20 protein-coding genes are annotated in these 19,951 nt (G+C 42.5%); 17 read left to right on the top strand and 3 right to left on the bottom strand.

Translation table 11 applies throughout. The features are described from left to right. The first annotated feature begins 9 nt into the window (after nucleotides 1-9). Nucleotides 10-705: a hypothetical protein gene (locus tag FD724_RS39755; RefSeq protein WP_179077014.1), complete on the top strand. Its 696-nt coding sequence runs from the start codon at nucleotides 10-12 to the stop codon at nucleotides 703-705. Nucleotides 706-951: 246 nt separating this feature from the next. On the opposite strand, the gene FD724_RS39750 is transcribed toward FD724_RS39755, so the two are convergent. From FD724_RS39750 to FD724_RS39740, 3 genes are all read right to left on the bottom strand, one after another. Beyond that, the gene (locus FD724_RS39750) at nucleotides 952-1,185 is read right to left on the bottom strand and encodes a hypothetical protein (protein WP_223280370.1); all 234 of its coding nucleotides are present in this window, start codon (nucleotides 1,183-1,185) and stop codon (nucleotides 952-954) included. Nucleotides 1,186-1,258: 73 nt separating this feature from the next. Then, nucleotides 1,259-3,568 (bottom strand): ATP-dependent RecD-like DNA helicase, encoded by a 2,310-nt coding sequence (locus FD724_RS39745; RefSeq protein WP_179077013.1) that lies wholly within the window; start codon nucleotides 3,566-3,568, stop codon nucleotides 1,259-1,261. 492 nt (nucleotides 3,569-4,060) lie between these two features. Then, complete coding sequence (locus tag FD724_RS39740; protein WP_163934755.1) at nucleotides 4,061-4,453, bottom strand: hypothetical protein; 393 nt, start codon at nucleotides 4,451-4,453, stop codon at nucleotides 4,061-4,063. 202 nt (nucleotides 4,454-4,655) lie between these two features. Between FD724_RS39740 and FD724_RS39735 the strand changes: the two genes are divergently transcribed. The 16 genes from FD724_RS39735 (at nucleotide 4,656) to FD724_RS39660 (ending at nucleotide 19,898) form a co-directional block, all read left to right on the top strand. Next, on the top strand, nucleotides 4,656-4,862 hold the full coding sequence (locus FD724_RS39735) for a hypothetical protein (protein ID WP_012412959.1): 207 nt from the start codon (nucleotides 4,656-4,658) through the stop codon (nucleotides 4,860-4,862). A 69-nt stretch (nucleotides 4,863-4,931) separates the two neighbouring features. Further along, the gene (locus FD724_RS39730; protein WP_228058605.1) at nucleotides 4,932-5,258 is read left to right on the top strand and encodes a hypothetical protein; all 327 of its coding nucleotides are present in this window, start codon (nucleotides 4,932-4,934) and stop codon (nucleotides 5,256-5,258) included. A gap of 27 nt (nucleotides 5,259-5,285) precedes the next feature. After that, on the top strand, nucleotides 5,286-5,735 hold the full coding sequence (locus FD724_RS39725) for a hypothetical protein (protein ID WP_256874816.1): 450 nt from the start codon (nucleotides 5,286-5,288) through the stop codon (nucleotides 5,733-5,735). Between the two features lie 2 nt (nucleotides 5,736-5,737). Then, the gene (locus FD724_RS39720) at nucleotides 5,738-6,076 is read left to right on the top strand and encodes a hypothetical protein (protein ID WP_163934752.1); all 339 of its coding nucleotides are present in this window, start codon (nucleotides 5,738-5,740) and stop codon (nucleotides 6,074-6,076) included. Continuing rightward, on the top strand, nucleotides 6,070-8,808 hold the full coding sequence (locus FD724_RS39715) for an AAA family ATPase (RefSeq protein WP_179077012.1): 2,739 nt from the start codon (nucleotides 6,070-6,072) through the stop codon (nucleotides 8,806-8,808). Before FD724_RS39720 ends, FD724_RS39715 begins: the two co-directional genes overlap by 7 nt. After that, nucleotides 8,805-9,347, top strand: a complete 543-nt coding sequence (locus FD724_RS39710) for a hypothetical protein (RefSeq protein ID WP_179077011.1) — start codon at nucleotides 8,805-8,807, stop codon at nucleotides 9,345-9,347. The genes FD724_RS39715 and FD724_RS39710 overlap by 4 nt, the downstream gene beginning before the upstream one ends. Then, nucleotides 9,289-10,017, top strand: a complete 729-nt coding sequence (locus tag FD724_RS39705) for a hypothetical protein (protein WP_243458605.1) — start codon at nucleotides 9,289-9,291, stop codon at nucleotides 10,015-10,017. The genes FD724_RS39710 and FD724_RS39705 overlap by 59 nt, the downstream gene beginning before the upstream one ends. A 30-nt stretch (nucleotides 10,018-10,047) precedes the next feature. After that, nucleotides 10,048-11,106, top strand: a complete 1,059-nt coding sequence (locus FD724_RS39700) for a hypothetical protein (RefSeq protein WP_179077010.1) — start codon at nucleotides 10,048-10,050, stop codon at nucleotides 11,104-11,106. After that, complete coding sequence (locus FD724_RS39695) at nucleotides 11,103-11,822, top strand: hypothetical protein (RefSeq protein WP_179077009.1); 720 nt, start codon at nucleotides 11,103-11,105, stop codon at nucleotides 11,820-11,822. The genes FD724_RS39700 and FD724_RS39695 overlap by 4 nt, the downstream gene beginning before the upstream one ends. Next, nucleotides 11,819-13,240, top strand: coding sequence for a hypothetical protein (locus FD724_RS39690; RefSeq protein ID WP_179077008.1), 1,422 nt, complete (start codon nucleotides 11,819-11,821; stop codon nucleotides 13,238-13,240). Before FD724_RS39695 ends, FD724_RS39690 begins: the two co-directional genes overlap by 4 nt. A 130-nt stretch (nucleotides 13,241-13,370) precedes the next feature. Next, nucleotides 13,371-14,198: a hypothetical protein gene (locus tag FD724_RS39685; protein ID WP_179077007.1), complete on the top strand. Its 828-nt coding sequence runs from the start codon at nucleotides 13,371-13,373 to the stop codon at nucleotides 14,196-14,198. A gap of 67 nt (nucleotides 14,199-14,265) precedes the next feature. Then, nucleotides 14,266-15,468 carry a hypothetical protein gene (locus FD724_RS39680; RefSeq protein WP_179077006.1) on the top strand — a complete coding sequence of 401 codons (1,203 nt, stop codon included), beginning with the start codon at nucleotides 14,266-14,268 and terminating at the stop codon, nucleotides 15,466-15,468. Next, nucleotides 15,465-17,228, top strand: coding sequence for a type IV secretory system conjugative DNA transfer family protein (locus FD724_RS39675; protein WP_179077005.1), 1,764 nt, complete (start codon nucleotides 15,465-15,467; stop codon nucleotides 17,226-17,228). The genes FD724_RS39680 and FD724_RS39675 overlap by 4 nt, the downstream gene beginning before the upstream one ends. Nucleotides 17,229-17,280: 52 nt before the next feature. Then, entirely contained in the window at nucleotides 17,281-17,697 is a 417-nt protein-coding gene (locus tag FD724_RS39670; RefSeq protein ID WP_179077004.1) for a hypothetical protein, read from the top strand. Then, nucleotides 17,690-18,937: a hypothetical protein gene (locus FD724_RS39665; RefSeq protein WP_179077003.1), complete on the top strand. Its 1,248-nt coding sequence runs from the start codon at nucleotides 17,690-17,692 to the stop codon at nucleotides 18,935-18,937. The genes FD724_RS39670 and FD724_RS39665 overlap by 8 nt, the downstream gene beginning before the upstream one ends. A 112-nt stretch (nucleotides 18,938-19,049) precedes the next feature. Then, nucleotides 19,050-19,898 carry a restriction endonuclease gene (locus tag FD724_RS39660; RefSeq protein ID WP_163939347.1) on the top strand — a complete coding sequence of 283 codons (849 nt, stop codon included), beginning with the start codon at nucleotides 19,050-19,052 and terminating at the stop codon, nucleotides 19,896-19,898. Nucleotides 19,899-19,951 lie beyond the last annotated feature (53 nt).

Here is a 19,951-nt window from a genome sequence, read left to right as displayed (position 1 = left end):
CACGTGAACATGAGCAATACAGGGCGTAAAAAAAAGCTGGCATCTTTTAACTGTGACCAAAGGAAGTGGGAGCAGTTTATCGCCTGTTGCAACTCGAAGGGCACAACAGCAACAGCCACGCTGCTCGAATTTATCGAACTCTACTTAGGCGATTCTCAAGATCAGGTTGATGCAATAGGTGGTAACAATTTAGACGAACGCTTAGATTCAAAGATTAAGGCAAGTGTAGAGAAGTACTTAATTGTGAGTAATAAAAATTACAACAATCCAACGAATGAAACGATAAGAGCTATTTGTGAAAGACTCGATAAGCTCGAGTCAGAGTTTTCAAATGAATCTAATAGCAACGAAACTACAGCAACTGATAATCTCGCCAATTTAGAACAAAAAGTGGAGAAGATGTATGCCCGAATGACACAGTTGGCTGAGGCGATCATTAAAATTCAAGACTATCTCAACAACCAACAAAAGCGGGGCCAAAAATCGTACTACAACAATTCATCCTATCCTGGGCAAAGTCCGCGAATGCAACCGTTAACTGAAGAAGGTTTGGCCAAGAGGCTTGGTGTAAGTGAGGAAACTGTACGCAAGGAGCGAATTAATCTTCCCCCACCGCTTTTTGTAGCATGGTGTAAGAACAAGGATAGAGCAGGGTTGGGATGGGAATTTAACCAAAATACGGGATTATATCAGCCAGCAAGTTAGTATTTTAACAAACAGAATACATGCGTCAGTCGCCAGAATTCAGAAGAAGGTTAAGCGACTGGCGGATGAATAAACGGGTTGAAGTCCCTCACTAAATCTCTGATTTAGTGGTGCAATAATCAAGTGGCGAGTCTGAATCCCCCACTCATTAATTCTGACTCCTGAATTCTGACTTCTGAATTCTTCTTTGATTAATTTCAACTTATCGCGGCGAATGTGCGCTCTGCTGTTGCCAATTTGAATTTTTTAAAATGTAATTATTTCACAACCTTCAAGCAATTCGTCATAAACAGTTAGTTGTTGTGTTTTTAAGTGATTTGGTAGTGAATCATCATCAAAGGTCAAAGTAACAATATAAGTATTTTTGAGACTAAGAGATGATTTGCTGATATCGGTTATTGCCGCACTCATGCCGCTTCGAGTCCCGATCAGATACTTCACTGATTGGCCGATCTTTAACTGTGTTGCTGGAATAGCCATAAATGTTAAAAGTGTACTTCAAGAGTAGTCTGGTTGGATGCGACCGTTGTTCTCATTTTGGGCATGGGTTTTATTATTGGAGCAGAACTGCGTCAATTGCTGAATCAATTAACTCAATTGCGGTAGTTTCATAGTGATAAGTATTAAAGCGAAACTTGCCGACAAGTTCGGGCTGTTTTGACGGACGATAACCATATTTAGACTCATACATTTGTAGTGCAAGACTACCAATAGTAGTCATCTGTCCAAGTGTAGCAGTCAGTTGACGTTGTTGTAGCCTAGAAGCGACAGTAACAGTAGGGGAAGATGTTGTTGTACAAGTGGTTTTTCTGGTGTTGCTCAAACTCTGCCAGATTTCACTAAGTTGCTCAACAGGTGAAATGAGGAGATTGGTTAGTCCAGTAAAACGCTGGGCGGGTTTATCAGTAGCGACAGCAGTTTTCAATGCTTCATGCTGTCCAACTGCGATGAATGTACCCATTGCGCGAGTCATAGTCGTGTAGAGCAGCTGACGGGTTAACATCCGGTAATTAGCCCTGACCAATGGGAAAATCACATAAGGAAATTGGCTACCTTGACTCTTGTGGCAAGTTATACAAAACGAGTGCATAATTTGCTCGAAGTCTCCAGGATAATAATTAACAACTGCGCCGCCCTCCCAAGAGATCGTAACCAAAAATTTTTCCGGCTCCACAGCAATAACCTGACCGATCTCACCATTCATCACAGGCGGGACAGTTTCATAACGGTTTTTCAGCTGGATTACGCGATCACCGACTCGGTAGATAACTGACCCAGAGACAACTTGTGGTTGATTTTCTTGTTTGGGATTAAAGATAGGGGCAAGAAGCAGATTGAGATTGTGAACTCCACAGTCTCCTTGTTTTTGGGGCGCTAAGATTATTAGTTGTTGATTTAAATCAACACCTGACTGGCCAATAGCTTTAACCAACTCAACGATGGCTTGGGAGGTCGCTTGGGGCGAATCTTTTAGAATCATTGCACAGTCACCGACATCCATCCAATCAGAAACTTGATTAAAATTGTGCAGTGTGGGGACTATGCCAGAATTGACATCATTAGCGGCATAAATAATCGGGCTTTCGTGCCGTTGGCGATAAATCGTCTGTAAGAAAGTTGTAGGGACGAGTTCAGAAACAATTAAATCTCGCAAGACCATTCCTGCGCCAATACTGGGCAATTGATCAAAGTCCCCTACCAGTACAATTCTGGTTTTTTTGGGCAAGGCTTTGAGTAGCGAATTGAACAGAAATATATCAACCATTGAAAATTCATCAACGATTAGACAATCAAGATTTAGAAGATTATCCTCGTTATGAAGAAAAACCGCATTGTTTCCCTGCCATTGCAATAAACGGTGAATAGTAGTTGCTTCAATGCCTGTAGCATCTTTCATCCGGTTAGCAGCTTTCCCTGTTGGAGCGGCAAGTGCAATCGCTTTATCAGTATGGATGAACCATTCAACCAAGGTTTTCAGTACATAAGTTTTCCCTCGACCAGGGCCACCAGTAATAATGCTAATTGGATGTTTGGCTGCCATCATCAAGGCGCTAATTTGTTCATCACTTAAACGTGAAAGTTGGCGATAGTCAGTAGTTTGGAATTCGGCTAACCAGTGTTCTAAATGTTCAGTGGGGTGAGTTGGTTGCTCAAGGAGAGCAAGAATCTTCAAAGTCACAGAAAGTTCAGCCCGATAAGCAGCTTTGAGATAAACACTATTACCAACATCACCCGAAACTAAAGTCCCCTTGGAGAGTAACTGTTGAATGATTGTATTTAAAAATTGAACATCGGGCGTATGCTGTGGTGAAGAAAGCAGGTCAGTGGCAATACTTACTAATTGCTCAAAGGGTAAAAAACAATTCCCTTCACGCAAGCCGGATTTTAAAACATGGATTAAAGCTGAGATATAACGAGTATCACTGTATAGCGGGATACCAAGAGATATGGCTAACTCATCAGCAGTCTTAAAACCGATGCCGTCAATGTCATCAATTAATCTGTAAGGGTTGTTCTGAAGTACATTTGCAGTTTTGTGTCCGTAATAGTCACAAATTTTCAAAGCTAACTTCAATGAAGTTCCCACAGCCAAAAGTTGGGTAATCACTCCCAAGTTCGGATTCTTTTTACTCTCTGACCAAGCTTTGGTAATACCATCAATCCGATATTGAGTTAGTCCGGGAACAGTGTAAAGTTTTTCGGGGTTGTTATCTAATATCGATAAAGTCTCGCTTCCAAAACAGTTGACCAAAGTTTGAGCAGTTTTCTTGCCGATTCCACGAAATAGTCCACTTTCTAAATACGCCTCGATTTCCGGCAACATCAGAATCGGAAATTTTTCGACTTGAAGGAGCCTCGTCATGAGTCAAAGAGTAATTGAGAGATTCTGTTCTTCTATAAGGGTAGCTCTAAAGCTAACTCATTGTCCCAAATCGAAAATCCAATTGGCTTACGAACGAACTCTAAAGAATCTCCTTGGGCGATGAAAGCTGTTCATGGGCTAGAGCCGAAAATGGATGTGAAGAAATGTTTCTGTTAACGTCATCAAATTTAGCTTCAATACAAGGTTTAGTCATCTGCTAAGTTAATGGCACTCAAGCGATGGTGTACCCACCCCTATTAAGAACGTTAGCAGAGCAAATCGTAGATATCGCGGGAGCATTGCTCTCTACTCAACCCTCAAAAATATAACAATGATTGATTAAAAATCAAGAGACAGAAGTACGGATTAAAATCGTACTTTTATCTATTTATTTGTCATTGCTGTTTGTGAGATAGTGGAAGCAATTCTCAGTTCGCAGTTAAGCATGGTAGTTTTGGTAAGAATAGATCGGGGATTATGTGATCTGGGAAGTTAGTCGGGAGTACCCAAATGTTCCTTCAAAGTGTAGGGGCAATCAGGAGTTTTGATTCCAGTGGCGTAAGGTAATTTATAGGATGCCCAAAGCTGCCACCGTAAAACATCAACTCCAATAGTTGAACTACCGAATTGTACTCGAGAGTCTTTGTCTGGATTTTGTATAACATTTTTGATGATGGTATTTATCGCTTCTATCTTGAGATTATTCGGTATGCCCATTAGTAGTTTTGTAAGCCACTGTTTGATTTGTGGTGACTGTAGCCAGTCTTTGATTTGGTCATCAGTGGGAGTTAGGCGATTGACTGATAACGTGGGATTTTCGTTATCTTTATTAACTTGACTTTTGGATTGAAATAGTTGCTGAAAATTAGCATCTGTGTTGGACATAAAAATGATTGATTAAAAGAGAATATCTCTATTATAGATAAATTAGATAAATCCGATGATAGCTAATATCTTTTATCAAAATATTAAGATAAATAAATATAAGAAGATTATTTATCCTTTGACACAAAATCATAAAGATTTGACTAATTAATTATGTTATAAATATTAAATAAGTTCCTTATGCAAGTATCAAATAAATACTATGCACCCAATAGAGTTTAAGAAGAAGTGGAAATTAAGTTATCGGGAGCTTGCCCTGGTTTTGGGGTACGAAAGTGAATACACTACCCGAAACTGGAATATGCCAGGAGAACATAAACGGAATCCTCAGAATGTTGTTCGCGTAGCTTGTCGTCTTTTAGATGAAAAGTGGGAACGGGAAGGAAAAGCGCTCAATTCTTATCTTTAACCAGTTTTTTATGACCGCTAATATTTTTTAAAATGACACTCCCCCGCCACGAAAAAGGCGGGGTATTTTATGTATAGTCAGAAGTTGCAAGAAGTTCTCAGAATCATGGGGATAGGGGGGAAAACTTGGCAAAATGAAGAACTAACAAGACCAGAAGTTGCGGCGATGTTAAAGCCAAAGGTTTCTGCAAGACAACTACAAGCATATTTGAATATCGCTCGGAAATACTTGCCAGAGTTCAAGAAATTCACCAACAAAAAAACAGGTGGTCTGAATGGCATGAGCAAGCTATACAAGTATCATATTGCTCCCCTTCAAGAAATTCGCTCACTAGCTAGAGAGCATACTTTAGCTGACATAGAGAATGAATTTCTTCAAAGAGGCTCGAAAAAGTAATTTTTATGTTTATAAGGAGAAATTCACTTGGCATCTAATAATTCTGTGCGAAGAACACAATCTCAAGTTCTTGCTAAGACACTCGCAGCGATTGGGCGCAAGTATCAGCATCACATAAACGCTGCCGGTACGGCGACAATCATTGTCATGCAGTCAATGCCCTCTTATGGATGGGGCTTGTTCGATTCGGCTCAGACAGCAATGACTTGTATGTTCGGCGGCGCTGGAGGTATTGGTGGCGGTGGTGCGGCGGCAGCTAGTACTGCCATTAAAGCACTTCCGGCAGTTATAAATGCAACCATCACAGTGCTTTTGTTTGTATACTTTGTAGCTTCTGGGCTTAAGGTTGCCAACGGCATTGGTGAAGGACAGGAAGTAACGCAGATGGTTCAACAGCCGGTAGGCGTGTTTTTCATAATCCTGGTGCTTTGGATTGCTCAAAGTATTTTATTTAACGGCGTTACAGCCGCTTGTTAGTGATGAGCGAGTACAATAAATCGCCCATGAAACGGGTGAATCAGTCACTTGGTCAAAATGCAACAATAGGTATTTTTACTGGCTTTCAGTTTGCAGTCGCCTTGTTTATGTTTGGCGTGGGCTTCATCATAGCGATTATGTTTGGGGCAGGAATAGTTTGGGGACTGCTGGCTGGTGTTTGGTTGAGTGCTACGGTGATAGTTTTATCTGGCAAACGTCCTTACTTGTTCTGGTCAAGAGTGTTCCCAAGCGTTCCAGTTTTCACTCGTGGCTATGTCAGATATTCTTCGCCCCAAAACAAAAAAAGGGCGGGTTCAAAGGGGATGCCTAAACTATGGTAAAAAGCAGCATTCGTAATCAAAAAATAGTACCCTTTGAAGACTTTTTAGACTTAGCAACTTTAGTAAAATTAAAAAAGGGGAACTATCAAATCGGAGCTTACTTATTGAGCAAAAAACAAGTAAGCGACACTAACAACACGCTGCAATTAGTATTTGGATATGAATGCACTGGCTTTCACCCACTGTTTAATTCATCAGAGAGACTAGAGGCGATGGCCAAGGCTTTTGAGAACGGCTGTAAAGAGTTCTCCGAGGGTGAGAAATTCACCTTTCGTTGGTCTTCGTTTTGCGATGAAGACAAAGTGATTGAAAGCTATCGCCAGAGGCTAGCTAGCCCTGTATCTCCTGAGAGTGAGTTTCTTGATTGGGGGCAAGTTGCCCGAATGCAGGAACTCACACGTAACCATCAGCGCAAGGATATCAAGCTCAGTATTTACACAACTTTCACTGTCCGCCCAGGAGGTACCGAAGGTGGTGACGCGGTAGATAGAGCGATAGTTAAGCTGGCAAACTTTTTACAGCGCAAATTCACCCCAACAGGAGCGACCGAACTCACTCTTCAAAACTTAATTCAAGTTCTTGAAAAAGCGATAATTGTCTCTTTGCGGCATCAACAAATACTATCTGAGATGGGCTTGTTCCCATCGCCAAAATCAGACAAGCAATTGTGGGGCGACCTAGTTGATAGAATGGGTGCAAAGGCTGTAAAAGTGCCCCATACCTTGGTTTATGATACTGGTGAATTAAGGGAGGAGATTAACGAAGCCGCGCCCAACCCATCGTGGTATAACGACCAATTACACGCGACATCCGTACTTCTGAATAACGGCATACCTCATGCTGATAGACGATGGGTATGTTTGCCCCACCAGAGTACTGACAAAAAGAAGTATATCGGCGTAATGACGCTTGCCCAAAAACCAGAAGTATTTGCTTCAACCTATCAGCAAATACGCTTTTTATGGGACGTATTCTCACGCGAGGTTATTTATGATGTCGAGATAATAACAGAGATTAGCCCAGCCGATCAAAAAATGATTAGGCTTACCCAACAATTGATTACGAGGCGGTCAATAAATGCCTCCGCTAGCGCCAGCAAAAAGACTATTGACGTAGGAGCGCAAATTAATACGGAGCGGTCAGTCGATGCTCAGAAGCAGCTTTACACGGGTGATGTCCCGGAAAATGTAGCTGTCATAATCCTTGTTTATCGTAACTCTCCAGAAGAAATCGACGACGCTTGCAGACTGATTTCAGGGTATATCAATCAGCCTGCCGAGTTGATTAGAGAAATGCAATATACATGGTCAATCTGGCTTGACACTTTGCTGTTGAGACAGCGACCGCAGCTGACTTTTCCTTTCAACAGACGCGCCACTTTCTTTGCCAGTGAAGTAATTGGTTTAACGCCAGTCGTTCAAACAGCGCACGGTGATAAACAAGGCTTTGAATTAATTGCTGACGAGGGTCAATCCTCGGTTCATATTGACCTGTCAAAGCCGAAAAACATGATGGTAATCGGCACTACCGGGAGTGGGAAATCGGTAATCATCGCCTCTATTATTTATCAATGCTTGGCGTTGGGAATGTCAGTATTAATGATTGACTTGCCAAATGATGATGGTTCAGGAACCTTTGGAGACTTCACGCCCTACTTTAATGGATTTTACTTTGATATCTCAAAGGAATCAAACAATCTTGTACAACCGCTAGACCTATCAAAGATTCCTGAGTCGGAGTGGGAGGAAAGGACAAAAGCCCATCGAAATGATATTAATTTAATCGTACTTCAATTAGTTTTAGGAACGCAAAAGTTTGATGGGTTGTTATCACAAACTATAGAATCTGTAATCCCTTTAGGTACAAAAGCCTTTTACGAAGATGCCGACATCAAGGAGCGATTTGAATTAGCGCGAAAAGCAGGGATAAACACCCCAGAGTGGGCGGATACCCCGACATTGGCAGATATGGAGAAATTCTTCTCGCTTGCGTACATTTATTTAGGCTATCAGGACGACAATGTAGAAAAAGCGTTAAATTACATCCGCTTGCGGTTACAGTACTGGCAAGCTAGTAGCATTGGTAGCGCTATCTGCAAGCCTTCAACCTTCCAGGCTGATAGCCAGTTGATTACCTTTGCACTGACTAATCTGCAATCAGGAAAGGATGCAGAAGTGTTCGGGATGAGTGCATATATCGCCGCGTCCCGTCAATCCCTCTCCTCGCCCAATAGTGTATTTTTCATGGATGAGGCTAGCGTATTGCTAGGATTTTCTGCATTATCACGGCTTGCAGGTCGTAAATGCGCTACGGCTCGAAAGCAAGGCTGTCGGGTGTTTCTGGCGGCACAGGATGTCATTTCTATTGCTAAATCGGAGGCGGGAGAACAAATATTACAAAATATGCCATTGCGGTTGATTGGGCGTATTGTCCCAGGCGCGGCTAATAGTTTCTCTGAGTTGCTGGGCATCCCTAGAGAAATTATCGATAAAAACGAAAGCTTTGTCCCTAATATTCAGCAGCTATATACGTTGTGGTTGCTCGACTACAACAACAAGTATGTGCGCTGTCGCTATTATCCCTCATATCCCCTGCTGGCATTGGTTGCCAATAGCAGAGAAGAACAAGCCACGCGAGATAAATTCAAGAAAATTCACAGCGACAAGTTCACCTGGGTGGCAGAATTTTCTAAATATTATGTCGAGTGCATCAAACAGGGAAAACCATTATGAAAGTTCTATCATCAGTCATTCATACGAAGCTATTGCTGGCAATACTAGCAGGTGTCGTGTCAATAGTCGGCTTTCAAGTATGGCAATACAACCAAGCTCAATACGAAAAGCTTATTAGCGAAGCGAAGAATGGCTGTGGCGTGTACATAGAATTGGGCGAGGATGCCATCAAGCGCTCCCCCAGCCTGAGAGCATTGAAATATCAAAATAAGCGATTGAGTGGATTAGAGCAACCGGGGATAAACTCTGAATCCGCCGACCCAGGTGCTTATGTCATGCTTTTTCGATCCCCTGCTTCTACCCTTCCGCCTAATGCTTTGCCTTTCGATGATTCCTTCTTCACCAGTTTATTAAATAAGGAAGAATCACCTAAAACATTAATGGTTCAAGCTGTTTCTTTTGATTTAGCAAAAAAGCAAGCGACCGTAAAATCTCTTTGTACTAAAAAACCTTTTGTAGTAGCCCTAGAGGACTTGTATCTTGAATACCAACCGATTGATCGCAATCTCAGGCGCAGCAATTTTGATATCCTTTTCTAGCCTCCCTGCTAATGCTCAAGCTAGTCAAAACCAATCTTTTTTGACTCAATTCCAACAAATCTATAGTAGCTTGCAGACTTACATTAGTAATTATCAGAAAGAATTTACTAAAAGTTTGGGCAAGTTAGAAGCTGAATTAACCCAGGCAATTGAATCTAGTGTTGGTGATTTGGGTATTCCTGATCCCCTAAAAGCTGGTAAGAATATTGAGAAAGTGATTGAGAAACAAGAAGGCAATTTGCTGATATTAGATCCGCGCATTCAAGCCGACAATGCTATCAAGGATTGGAACCAGCAATATACACGCGGTCAGTCAGAATCAGTACTAGGAGTTGAGGGTCAACGAGTGCAATCGCAAGAGGCAGCAATAACTAATGATGCCACTGCTCAATCAAGCGAAAATGCTGCCGCCGCCCAAGAGGATGTTATTACCCAAGACATTCTTAAAAAGGTCGCTATTCAAAACTTGCAAAATGTTGTGATTGCCAAGTCTATCCACTCAGAAGCACAAAAGCAATCCCGTTCCTTGGCTGTTGCAAATATTAACCTTGCCGATATTTCAAACAGGCTTGATGAGCAAGCTGCGGCGAAGGATCAGGAATCTAACGCCGCTACTCGCCAGATAATCCAATCTGCTGCCGCTAACGATTCATTCTGGAAGAATCAATAATCGAGTCACAATAACGTTACGATAACTCAAATGATAACGTTCTTAGTTATTCTTTTTGCCCAAACGACAGGGCAAAAAGCTGGAGAAGATACGGGGACTACGAATTCAGGCGAAATAGTCGAAGGCGCTATCGAAGGCGCAGACCTAATCTATAAATCGTTTGAGAATGATTGGCTAGAATTAGCATCTGGAACAAGCCCAATTTATACGGCTGTCGTCGCCGTTTCTACTCTCGCGGCTGTTGTGATGATTGGCTTTGCATCATTTGGTTGGTACAGGAAGTATGCAGAAGAAGGGTTTGGTTATGATTTCATAGCCGAGATGGTTTTACCGTTGCTAGTAATTGTAATGCTTAGTAATAATGGGTTCCTCTTAGCAAACACAACAGTCGCATTAAAAAACGTATCGACCGGACTAAACAGGAGTATTTTAAATATTACGAGAAATGGGGTCAATTTGAGAGATGCTATACGGAATGTAAACGCTGACCAAAGCTTTGTCTTAGCCGCGCAGATAGCCTTAGCTAAGTGCGAAAAGTTCAACAACGAAAAGAAGGAAGGTGAAGAATTGAGCGAGAAACAAGCTTGTATCAAACAGGCTGTGGAGAATACACGAAAAGACGCGCAGAAAGCTAGAGAAAAGACTGGCGCGGGTTCTGGAGTCGGAAGTTGGAACCCCTTAGACCTTAGTGGCGAACTAATCAATAGCGCAATCCAAGGTTTTGTTTATGTCATTCTCAGTGGGGTATCGGCAGCTTTTCAGTACATCGTCCAACTGTCATTCTTAATGATTGCATTCGCTGCCCCAATCTTCCTAGTTCTATCTTTACTGCCTTTCCAAAGCAAGCCTATTTATGCTTGGCTTGCTGGCTGGTTAGGGCTGACATTGGTTCTGATTTCGTACTCGATAACTGTAGGTATTATTGCCAGCGCAATAGTCTCCAAGCCTTCCAGCAATCCTTTGCTATTGCAACTACTGCAAGCCATTTTCTCGCCATTACTTGCGGTAGCCATAGGTACTGGTGGCGGAATGGCTGTATTTTCAGCTTTCACTAGTGGGGTTAAATTCTCGGTGGGGTTAAGGAGATGAAATTATTAGAGAGAAAAGAGCTAAATTTCACCCCAATTTTCTTAATAGTCAATGCGGTTTTATTAATGCTTTTATTATTCATAGAAATTGTCAATTTTGCTCGGATAGCAACAATTTCTAAAACGAAAGCTTCGACCTTGGTAGAATTGTCTGACGGCGAATCTATCAGAGTTATTCCTATAGGCAGCTTGGAGCGTTCGCCGCAAGCTATTACGCATTTTGTCGGGCAGACAATGACCGGACTTTTAAGTTGGAATGCTCTACCAAAGCCAAGCGATGATTACAAGATAGACCCCACCAAACAGTTAAAGTTGGATACTGGGGTATCAACATCAAAAGGCAAGATTACTACTAGTGTATGGGCTTCAGGTTTTGCGTTGTCAGAAGATTTTCGCGCACCATTCCTTGAGGAGATAAGTAATCTTACGCCGCCCGATGTCTTTAATGGGTCTACGCAATCAATCCTAAAAGTTAGCCTAATCAGTCAGCCGACTCGGATTAAGGATGGGCAATGGAAAGTAGATATGGTTGCAGAGATTGTTGTTTTCCAAGGCAGCAATTTAGTCGGCAAGCCCATCGCTTTCAACAAAACCATATTCGTCAGGGCGATTGATACGGCTGCCCTGCCTAGATTTGCGTCCGATGTTCAAGAAACCGCCTCAAGGGTTCGTAAAGCGGGGCTGGAAATTTACAAAATCCAAGATTTAGATTTATGAAAAAGAACACCCAATCAGCTTTGCCAGAGGCAACTATTGAGATAGAAGAGCAAGATTTTGCCGCGATGAACGGTGCTAAAACTTCTCACGCTAATGATTCAATTCAAGCAGAACAGAATCCCGCTCCAGAAGAAATTGTTACTGCTCGAACAGTCTCGCAATCTCCACTCTTAAAAATGGGCGTTATTGCCCTAATTTGCTTTATCTTCGTGGCGCTCATTGGGGCAATGCTAGGCAACTCAATGAATGTGCTGAAGTTTTCTAAGGACATTGTGCAACCCCCTACAGAAGAGCAAACGCCCCTAGCAGAGCCGGAAAATGAGACGGGCAAGGATAAAACAGCGCTTGCCCTGACTAGCCAAAATAACGAGTTAAAGCAGATTCGCGATCGCTTGCCTAGCCCAACGCCTACCCCTAGCGCAACCTTAGCCCCAGCCCCAATCGCACCCGTTACCCCTCCGATGCAACCAGTGCAGCGCCGACAACGTTCTTACCCAGTCGCCAGTCAGCCGACAGCGCCCTTCACTTTCCCCCAGGCTAGAGTATCTATTCCCCAGCCCCAGCCCAAAATTGCCCAGCCGAGTAGACAATCTCCTTTGGCGTTCCCAACGACTGCAACCAACGCCCCCACCCAAGACCCCACTCAGCAATGGCTTATCGCTGCAAACGCTGGCAGTTTCAGGAGTTCAGTCGATGAATCAGAAAGCGAAAAACCCATCAAGACTACTGGAATTGAAGGAGGTACGGGAGGAGCAAAGCAAGTCGCCCAGAACACTAGCATTAATTACAACGCTCTTCGCGTACTCGTTGGCAGCACCGCAGAGGGTAGGCTAGAAACGCCGATCGCTTGGGGCACTGGTGACGCTGGCAACCAGAATTACTTGGTGAAACTAACAAAACCTTTAAAAGCCTCAGATGGTAGGGACGTACTACCTGTGGGCGCTTATCTGGTTGTTCAACTAGCAGAGTCGAATGGTTCGGGTTTCGCCAAACTGCGCGGTGTTTCAGTGTTGGTCAATATAAACGGCGATACGCAAGAAAAGCAACTCCCAGAAAATGCCGTTCTGATAATGGCCAAGGATGGTGGTTTCTTAAAAGCAGAGTCTCGCAGAGGCAGTAATCTGGGCAATAATTTCATCTCTGCTATTGTTGCGGGAGTCGCCAAAGCAGCCGAAGTACAGAATCGCCCCATAACTCAAGTCAGCAGTAACTCTAATGGCTTCTCTACTAGCTCCACTACCAACGAGCAAAAAGACCTATCTGCCGCTTTTGGAGAGGGTGCATTTAATAGCGTTCTCGATAATATCAAAAGTTCAAATGTCGCCCGTTCTCAGCAGTTAAGCGGTAGAGAAGAAGTATTTGTGATCGATGTTGGTAAGCCAGTGCAAATATTCGTTAATCAAACAATATCGTTATGAGGGAACAGGGAACAGGAAAAACTGATGGTTTTTAACATGAGATTGAGATAATGACCGCCGAATGATTATTGCTCTTATAAAAAAGCTACAACAATAATTTATCTTCCCTGTTCCCAGTAAAAATGGAAAAATGTTAAATAAACTCGCTATTGTTACAAGCTTCTTAATAGCTACTGCCTCAAGCGTGGTAGCAATGCCCATCCGAACGGTTTACGAGAATGATGCAAACTCCAACGCTATCGAATTAAAGGTGTGGAAAGGCTATGGATTAACTATTAATTTGATGTCCACTGGGGAAACTATCAAGCAAGTTTGGATTGGCGATCCAAGTCGCTTCGCATTTACCTCAAACGGTGGTTTATGCCAGTCATCAGGCGGCGATTCTGAATGTGCAGGAGGTAAAGCGACTGTAATCTTTCTTCGCCAGATTGACCCGATCAAGTTTCCTGTTACCTCTAGCAGTAATGGAAGCACTCAAATTACAGTGCTTACCAATGAAAAACAATATCAATTTAAGATAGTCCCTGCTACTGGCAACCCAGCTTACACGAGCTTGGTAGTTAAATCGGACTCGGATCGACCCCTGCCAATTACGCATCCGCGAACGCCACTTCCCCTAACAGTTCAAAAGCCGCAATCAGCGCCATCAGACTTCCCGCAGCCCTCGCCGCCACCACAAACAATAAAAGTCCCTCTGCCTCAACCTGTTGCCTTAATGCGCCCCAATCCTGGGACTACGCTAAATGGTGCGATTCAGAGAAACGATGCTAATGCTCTCGCTTTTGGGCTAGCAGAAGCTGGGCGCAAAGGTCAAGTTAAACCCGGATCTACCACCTGGAACAAGGTACAAGATGCAATTAAATTGTTACGGCGTGGCAAGACTAGAGATGAGGCGATTTCACTTTCTCAGGTCGATAAAACCACTTTTAACCAATTACTTGAATGGGGGCAATTATGAGTAATTTTGTTAAGTTTATTCGCAAAGAATTAGATAAATGCAAGCGACCAATTACTTAAAAAAAATAATGAAATCTAAACTCTTTCTACTGACTGCGATCGCCTCCCTGGTTCCCCTTTCTGCCTCAATCGCACAGACACCGACAACTACCCCAACAATTGAGCATTCCCAAGGCTTGTACAAAACGGCTGCCCCAGATTGGTCGAAAATTACGTGGGACACTTTGCCTGCCATCCAGCAACCAGGATTTTTAAAGATACCTAAAAACCTGATTTCAGTTTTTGGATACGATCCCTCGCGTTCGTGGACAGCAGGGCAAAAAGTAGATTCTGTTGTGATGCTGGGCGATGCAGATGATGCTTTTAAGATGTCTGCCTTGAGCTTAAAGGCCATTGACACGGTGGCTTTGCCCACTACAGCCACAACCACCAAACCCACCCTCAAAGACTTTGGATTAATGCAATGGCAAACGCCAAAAACATTAGTTAAAGCAATGCCTGAATTAAGCAATTTGAGCCTATCAGAAGTTCCCCCATTAGCCGATCTATTCTCCAAGAATGGCGGCGGCGGCGGCGGCACTATTTCTCAGGCTATCAGTTCAAATCCTCAAGCCGCAGATTTGACGCTAGACAAGATTGATCTAAGTAAGTATTCTCTTAATTCAATTCCTGGATTGACCAAAACTCAGCTAGGAAAGTTTGAATCATGGCAGCAAGCTTATGTGAATCAAATTCCTAAATTAAGTCAAGTGCCCTTTGATAAAATGCCTCAGCCTATTAGCTCTGGGATAGACGTTGTGGGTATCGCGTCGGTTGTACTTGGGACGGCTGAAAAAGGCGATGCAAAGGCAGGTAACAATTACTTTGTATCTGGTAGCGTTGTCAGAGGCGACCGCACTTTAACAGTCGCCTGTCCTCCCGACAAGGAATGCTCATACTTAGAAATGGGTGATTTTGTCGGTTCTGAAGGTAGCTTGTATGGTAAGCGTTGGGCATCTGGTTCATCCCAACAAGTCAAGGGTGGTTATGGAATTCTAGCCGCCGTGAATGGGGGCAAGGAACCCACGGGGCGGTTGGTTTATGGTAGTGGATTCAAAGTAGCGCTAACTGGAGTTAATGAATCGAAGGGGACTGCCGACTTTGGCTTGTTCTTTAGGATCTGTGCGCGACCGCCATTTCAGCAGAAAACTTGCACCCCTTACTTCATTGGGCCAGTTCCCTGGTTGCCCGTGAGTGAGAATGATTTGGTTATCGTGGGCACTGGGCGATGACAGGGACTCCTAAGACAGAAGTTAAGCCAAATCAATTTATTCCCCCAGGTATTGAATCGGCTCTGTTATCCCCCGCCGGGTTAGGGGTAATCGCCTGTGGTGCGGTGATTGTAATCGCCAAAATCATCGATAGTAGGGGAGGTATTGCCAAGCTAGCGACCGCGAGGTGGGGCGGCGCGGTGGAGAAAAAAGCCGCTCGTCAACTGGCGATTAAGCAAATTACAAGCCGCTTGCATAACCGAGTATCTTTATATGTTGGCACTCCCAAGAATATAAAGAGTCAGATTATCGATGGAATTAGGAAAACGAGTATCCCTGAAGATTCAAAAACCCTTTACTTCCCAGAAGCACAGCGAGGCATCCTAGTTTGTGGTGGGCCGGGGAGTGGAAAGTCATTTTCAATGATTAATCCCCTGATCCGCTCCGCAGTAGATCAGGGGCTACCCATCGCCCTTTATGATTTCAAGTACGCACAGCAAGAATCAGCCACAGCAGTTGCCAAGGGGCAAGCGCCAATACTGGCAGGGTATGCGCTCTCTCGCGGTTATCAAGTTACCGTACTTGCCCCAGGCTTTGCAGAATCAGCAGTTGCCAACCCTATAGACTTTCTTCGTAGCAATGAAGACTCAGAGATGGCGCGGCAGCTTGCAATTACACTCAATCGCAACTTTCAATTGGGTGATAAAGATTCTGGAAATAGCTTTTTCACCAATGCTGGAGATCAGTTAGTCCAAGCCGTCTTTATGCTGGCAAAGGGCACAGAGTATCCAGATATTATGATGTGCCAAGCGATACTAGGATTGCCAAAGTTAGTTAAGCGCATAGAGCAAGCAGAAAATCTAAACTTCATGGTTAGAGAGGCTTTCGCACAGTTTGTATCTGTTGCAGGGTCGCCAGAAACAGCAGCTAGTATTGTGGGTACAGCTAGCGGATTGTTCAGCCGTTTTATGGTTCCCTCGGCATTAGCAGCGTTCTGTGGAAAAACCAATATTCCTTTGGATTTGAAGGGACGGCAGATGGTGGTATTCGGGATGAACAAAGAAAAGCGTGATGTAATTGCCCCTTTGCTTGTCTCGATTCTGCATTTATTAGTTAGTCGGAATGTAGCTAACAAACGTACTTGTCCTTTGGTGTTGGGGATTGATGAATTACCTACTCTTTATTTACCAGCACTGGTTGATTGGCTGAATCAGAACCGCGAGGATGGACTAATTTCTATCTTAGGTTTACAAAATCTCTCAATGCTGATTGAATCTTATGGTGAAAACACAACTAATGCAATATTTGGTGGTTGTGCGACCAAAGCATTCTTTAATCCCCAAGATGATGTCGCCGCCGAACGATTTAGTAAGTTTTTAGGTGAAGAAGAAATTAAATACAAGCAACGTTCTCGCTCATCAGGAGGCAAGGGTGGTGCAAGCATTTCTAATTCTGACCAAAACAGTACTCGCAAGTTATTTGATGTCAATCAATTTAACACTTTACCATCAGGAAAAGCAGTAATTATTAGTCCCGGATTTCGTTCTCGTGGTCAAATAAGTTTGCCAATTTTGCAATCAATTAAGATTCCTCAGCATGAAATCCAATCTGAAGCTGACAGTGTGAAAGCTTGGTACGAGTTTCAAAAGTTCTTATCTAAAAACTCTACTCTCTTAACTCCAGCAGATGAAGAAATGAAAATTCGCCGAGCCTCCGCGATAAAATTGTTACCTTTGATAGAAAATCAAGAGCAATTATCAGAATATGCGAGTCTGATTTAAAGAAATATTGTCTGGAATAAAATGGAAGTCAAAAATACTTAGGATAAAATTCATGTCGCCAAGTAAGTTTTACCCGTTCTCTGATTATGACAGAAAACAAATTGCTAAACTCCCTCCTGATATAGCAGCCCTAGCAGATAAATATCCAAGCGAGATTTTAAACACTGCTGATAGTTGGGATAACTTGCCTTTTGATGCTAACTATTTTCCTGAGTGCCTTGAAGTCTATAGCGGCGATGCAGATGATGCCAACATTTTTGTATTAAATGGTGTTCTGAAAGATTATGTCCCGGCTGATGCTGAAAAAAATACATCATCGATAACAGTGATGATTGATGGAGAATTTGCTTACATTGAAGTTGAAGGGAGACAGGTTCTTAATAAACTCGGTGGCATAATTTTGCCAGAAGTAGCGATTAATCCAGATGTGTTAATTCAGTCAATTCTCAAAGGTGAAAATAATGATTGATGATGGTGAAGCTAAAGAGATTAAGCGAGATTATCTAGAATTTTTAGAATCTCTCCTCAAACTCATCCATGCAAAGGCTAAAGAAAAAGGATTAGATCCCAGCAAGGATGTTCATATTTACTCTAGCTCTAGCAAAGTTTATCAAGGAACATTGGGAGAATCACCCTCTAAAAACTTATTAACACCAACGATAGTAGAGAACTTAAAAAAAGCTCTGTCTGACCCGAAAAATTCTCAAGGTGCAATTTCTATTAAAATTGGTAATGAAAAAGTATTCCATATTAAAAATGGAGAAGTACTGACTGACAAATTAGGTTTAGCTCCGGCATCACAGAAAAATAAAGTTGTAAGTAATGAGCGAATCTATAGTGTAGAAGCTTTAGGAAAACAAGTGCAAGTATTGCAGAAAAAACTAAGCGAACAACAAAAACTTGTAGATAGTATCAAATCAGAACAGCTTTCACCCGAATCTTTATCACAACTAGCTGCTCAAGTTGCCGAAATGAGTAAATCCTTGGAGAAGCAGCAGCAGTTGATTGAAAACACCCAAAAAGCATTGTCACAGGTAAATGAACGGTTTTTACCACAAGTTCAAAATACGGTTCTTCAAAATTGGGTGGGTACGGTTGAGAACAAGGTAAAACAAACTGCCAAGAATGTTTTTGAGCGGATTAAAGATGTGCTGACACCCGAAGTAACGAAGCTCAGAAAGGAAATTACTTCACTTAAATCTCAAATTAATGAACAAATTACTAGCTTCAAGGATGAAGTTAAATATCAGACTGACAGTGTAAGAAATCAACTCAATCAACAAGTTGGTAACTTAACTCAAGAGATACGTACACAGGTAGATAGTGTTAAAAACACGGTTGATCAAAGCCTTATGGGTGTTCAGTCAGCCATTGATAATACTCGAACTGAACTACGGGTTGCTGTTGAGGATGTTAAAGGTCAAGCAATTGAACAGAGTGTCAAAGCAATGCTGAATATCTTGGGCAAAGATAACCCTGATGGTTCCAAGAGTTTTAAAAGTACAAATTTTGATTTTGAACGCCTTGGCGATAATGTAATCGTTCGTGCCAAAAACGGCGAGGCTGTTCTCACTGATGGAGTTTTATCGTCTAACGTAAGTGAGAAACAGTTACAGGCACTTGATAAAATTCAATCTGTTGTTGATATGCATCATCAAATTCAGCAGGATTCTCAACAAGAATCACAATTTAGAAATATCCACAGGTAAGTCCGCATTTTTCACAAGCTTGATGGGCAGAGGAGCAGAGGGGATTGAACTTGGCACATTGAACTCTCCTCTGCCTCCCCTCCCTGTTCCATGATCAAAGGGGAGCATAAAAATGATACTAATCCTAATCATTGGTTTGTTGTTTGCACTGGGTGGAATAATTTTTCTAGCTTGGCTGTTTGTATTATTTCCACCTTCAATGCCAAAGTCAAAGTATCGTTCCCAAAGTTTTAAGCAATCGCCATTACTACCTAAGAGTACAAAATCGTCTGACATTTCATCTCAAAATTTTGTACGACAAAGCCCAGCACCAACGCAAAAGACTTTCTTAGCTAAAAACTTTAACAAGCCTGTACGACAAAGCTCAGTAGCAACCCAAAAGGCTTTCTTAGCTAAAAATTTTAAGAAGCAATTACTACCAAGCCCAGCGCGAACACCAAGGGTTAGATTACCTAAAAAGCTTAAAAAACACTTGAATAATATTGAGTACGCTAGTCAAGTATTACTTGAGCTTCGTAGCAGAACTCAATTAGCCAAATTGCCAGTAGTAATCGCCACACTGCGTAGGATATCACCCTACGTTTTTGAGGAATTGGTACTCACTTGCTGCTTTGAACAGGGGTGGCAAATTCAACGCAACTTTCGGTACACCGGTGACGGCGGGATAGATGGTCGCGTGTTGATTTTGGGAAAGCTTTATGTAATCCAGGTTAAGCGTTATGCTGATTACATTAGCCCAAAACACATCAAAGATTTCGTATGCTGTATTGAAGGAGAAGGAGCTAATGGTGGATTCTTCGTGCATACTGGCATAACTGGACAGTTATCAAAACAATTGATTCGTCGCTCCGACAAAATAATCTTAGTGAGCGGTCAGAAACTAGTAAATTTTGTCTTAGGTAAGCAGTTTAAAATAGTGGGAATAACAATACCAGTAAAAACAGTGAACAGTTATCAGTAAACAACTAACTTATGAATGAATGAATGAATTAATGGAAATATCTGATACCTGAT

Origin of the sequence: Nostoc sp. C057 (assembly GCF_013393925.1) — a bacterium.
Lineage (GTDB): Bacteria > Cyanobacteriota > Cyanobacteriia > Cyanobacteriales > Nostocaceae > Nostoc > Nostoc muscorum_A.
The sequence above is the reverse complement of the archived record's forward strand: the minus strand, read 5'-3'. Positions and strand labels throughout refer to the sequence as shown.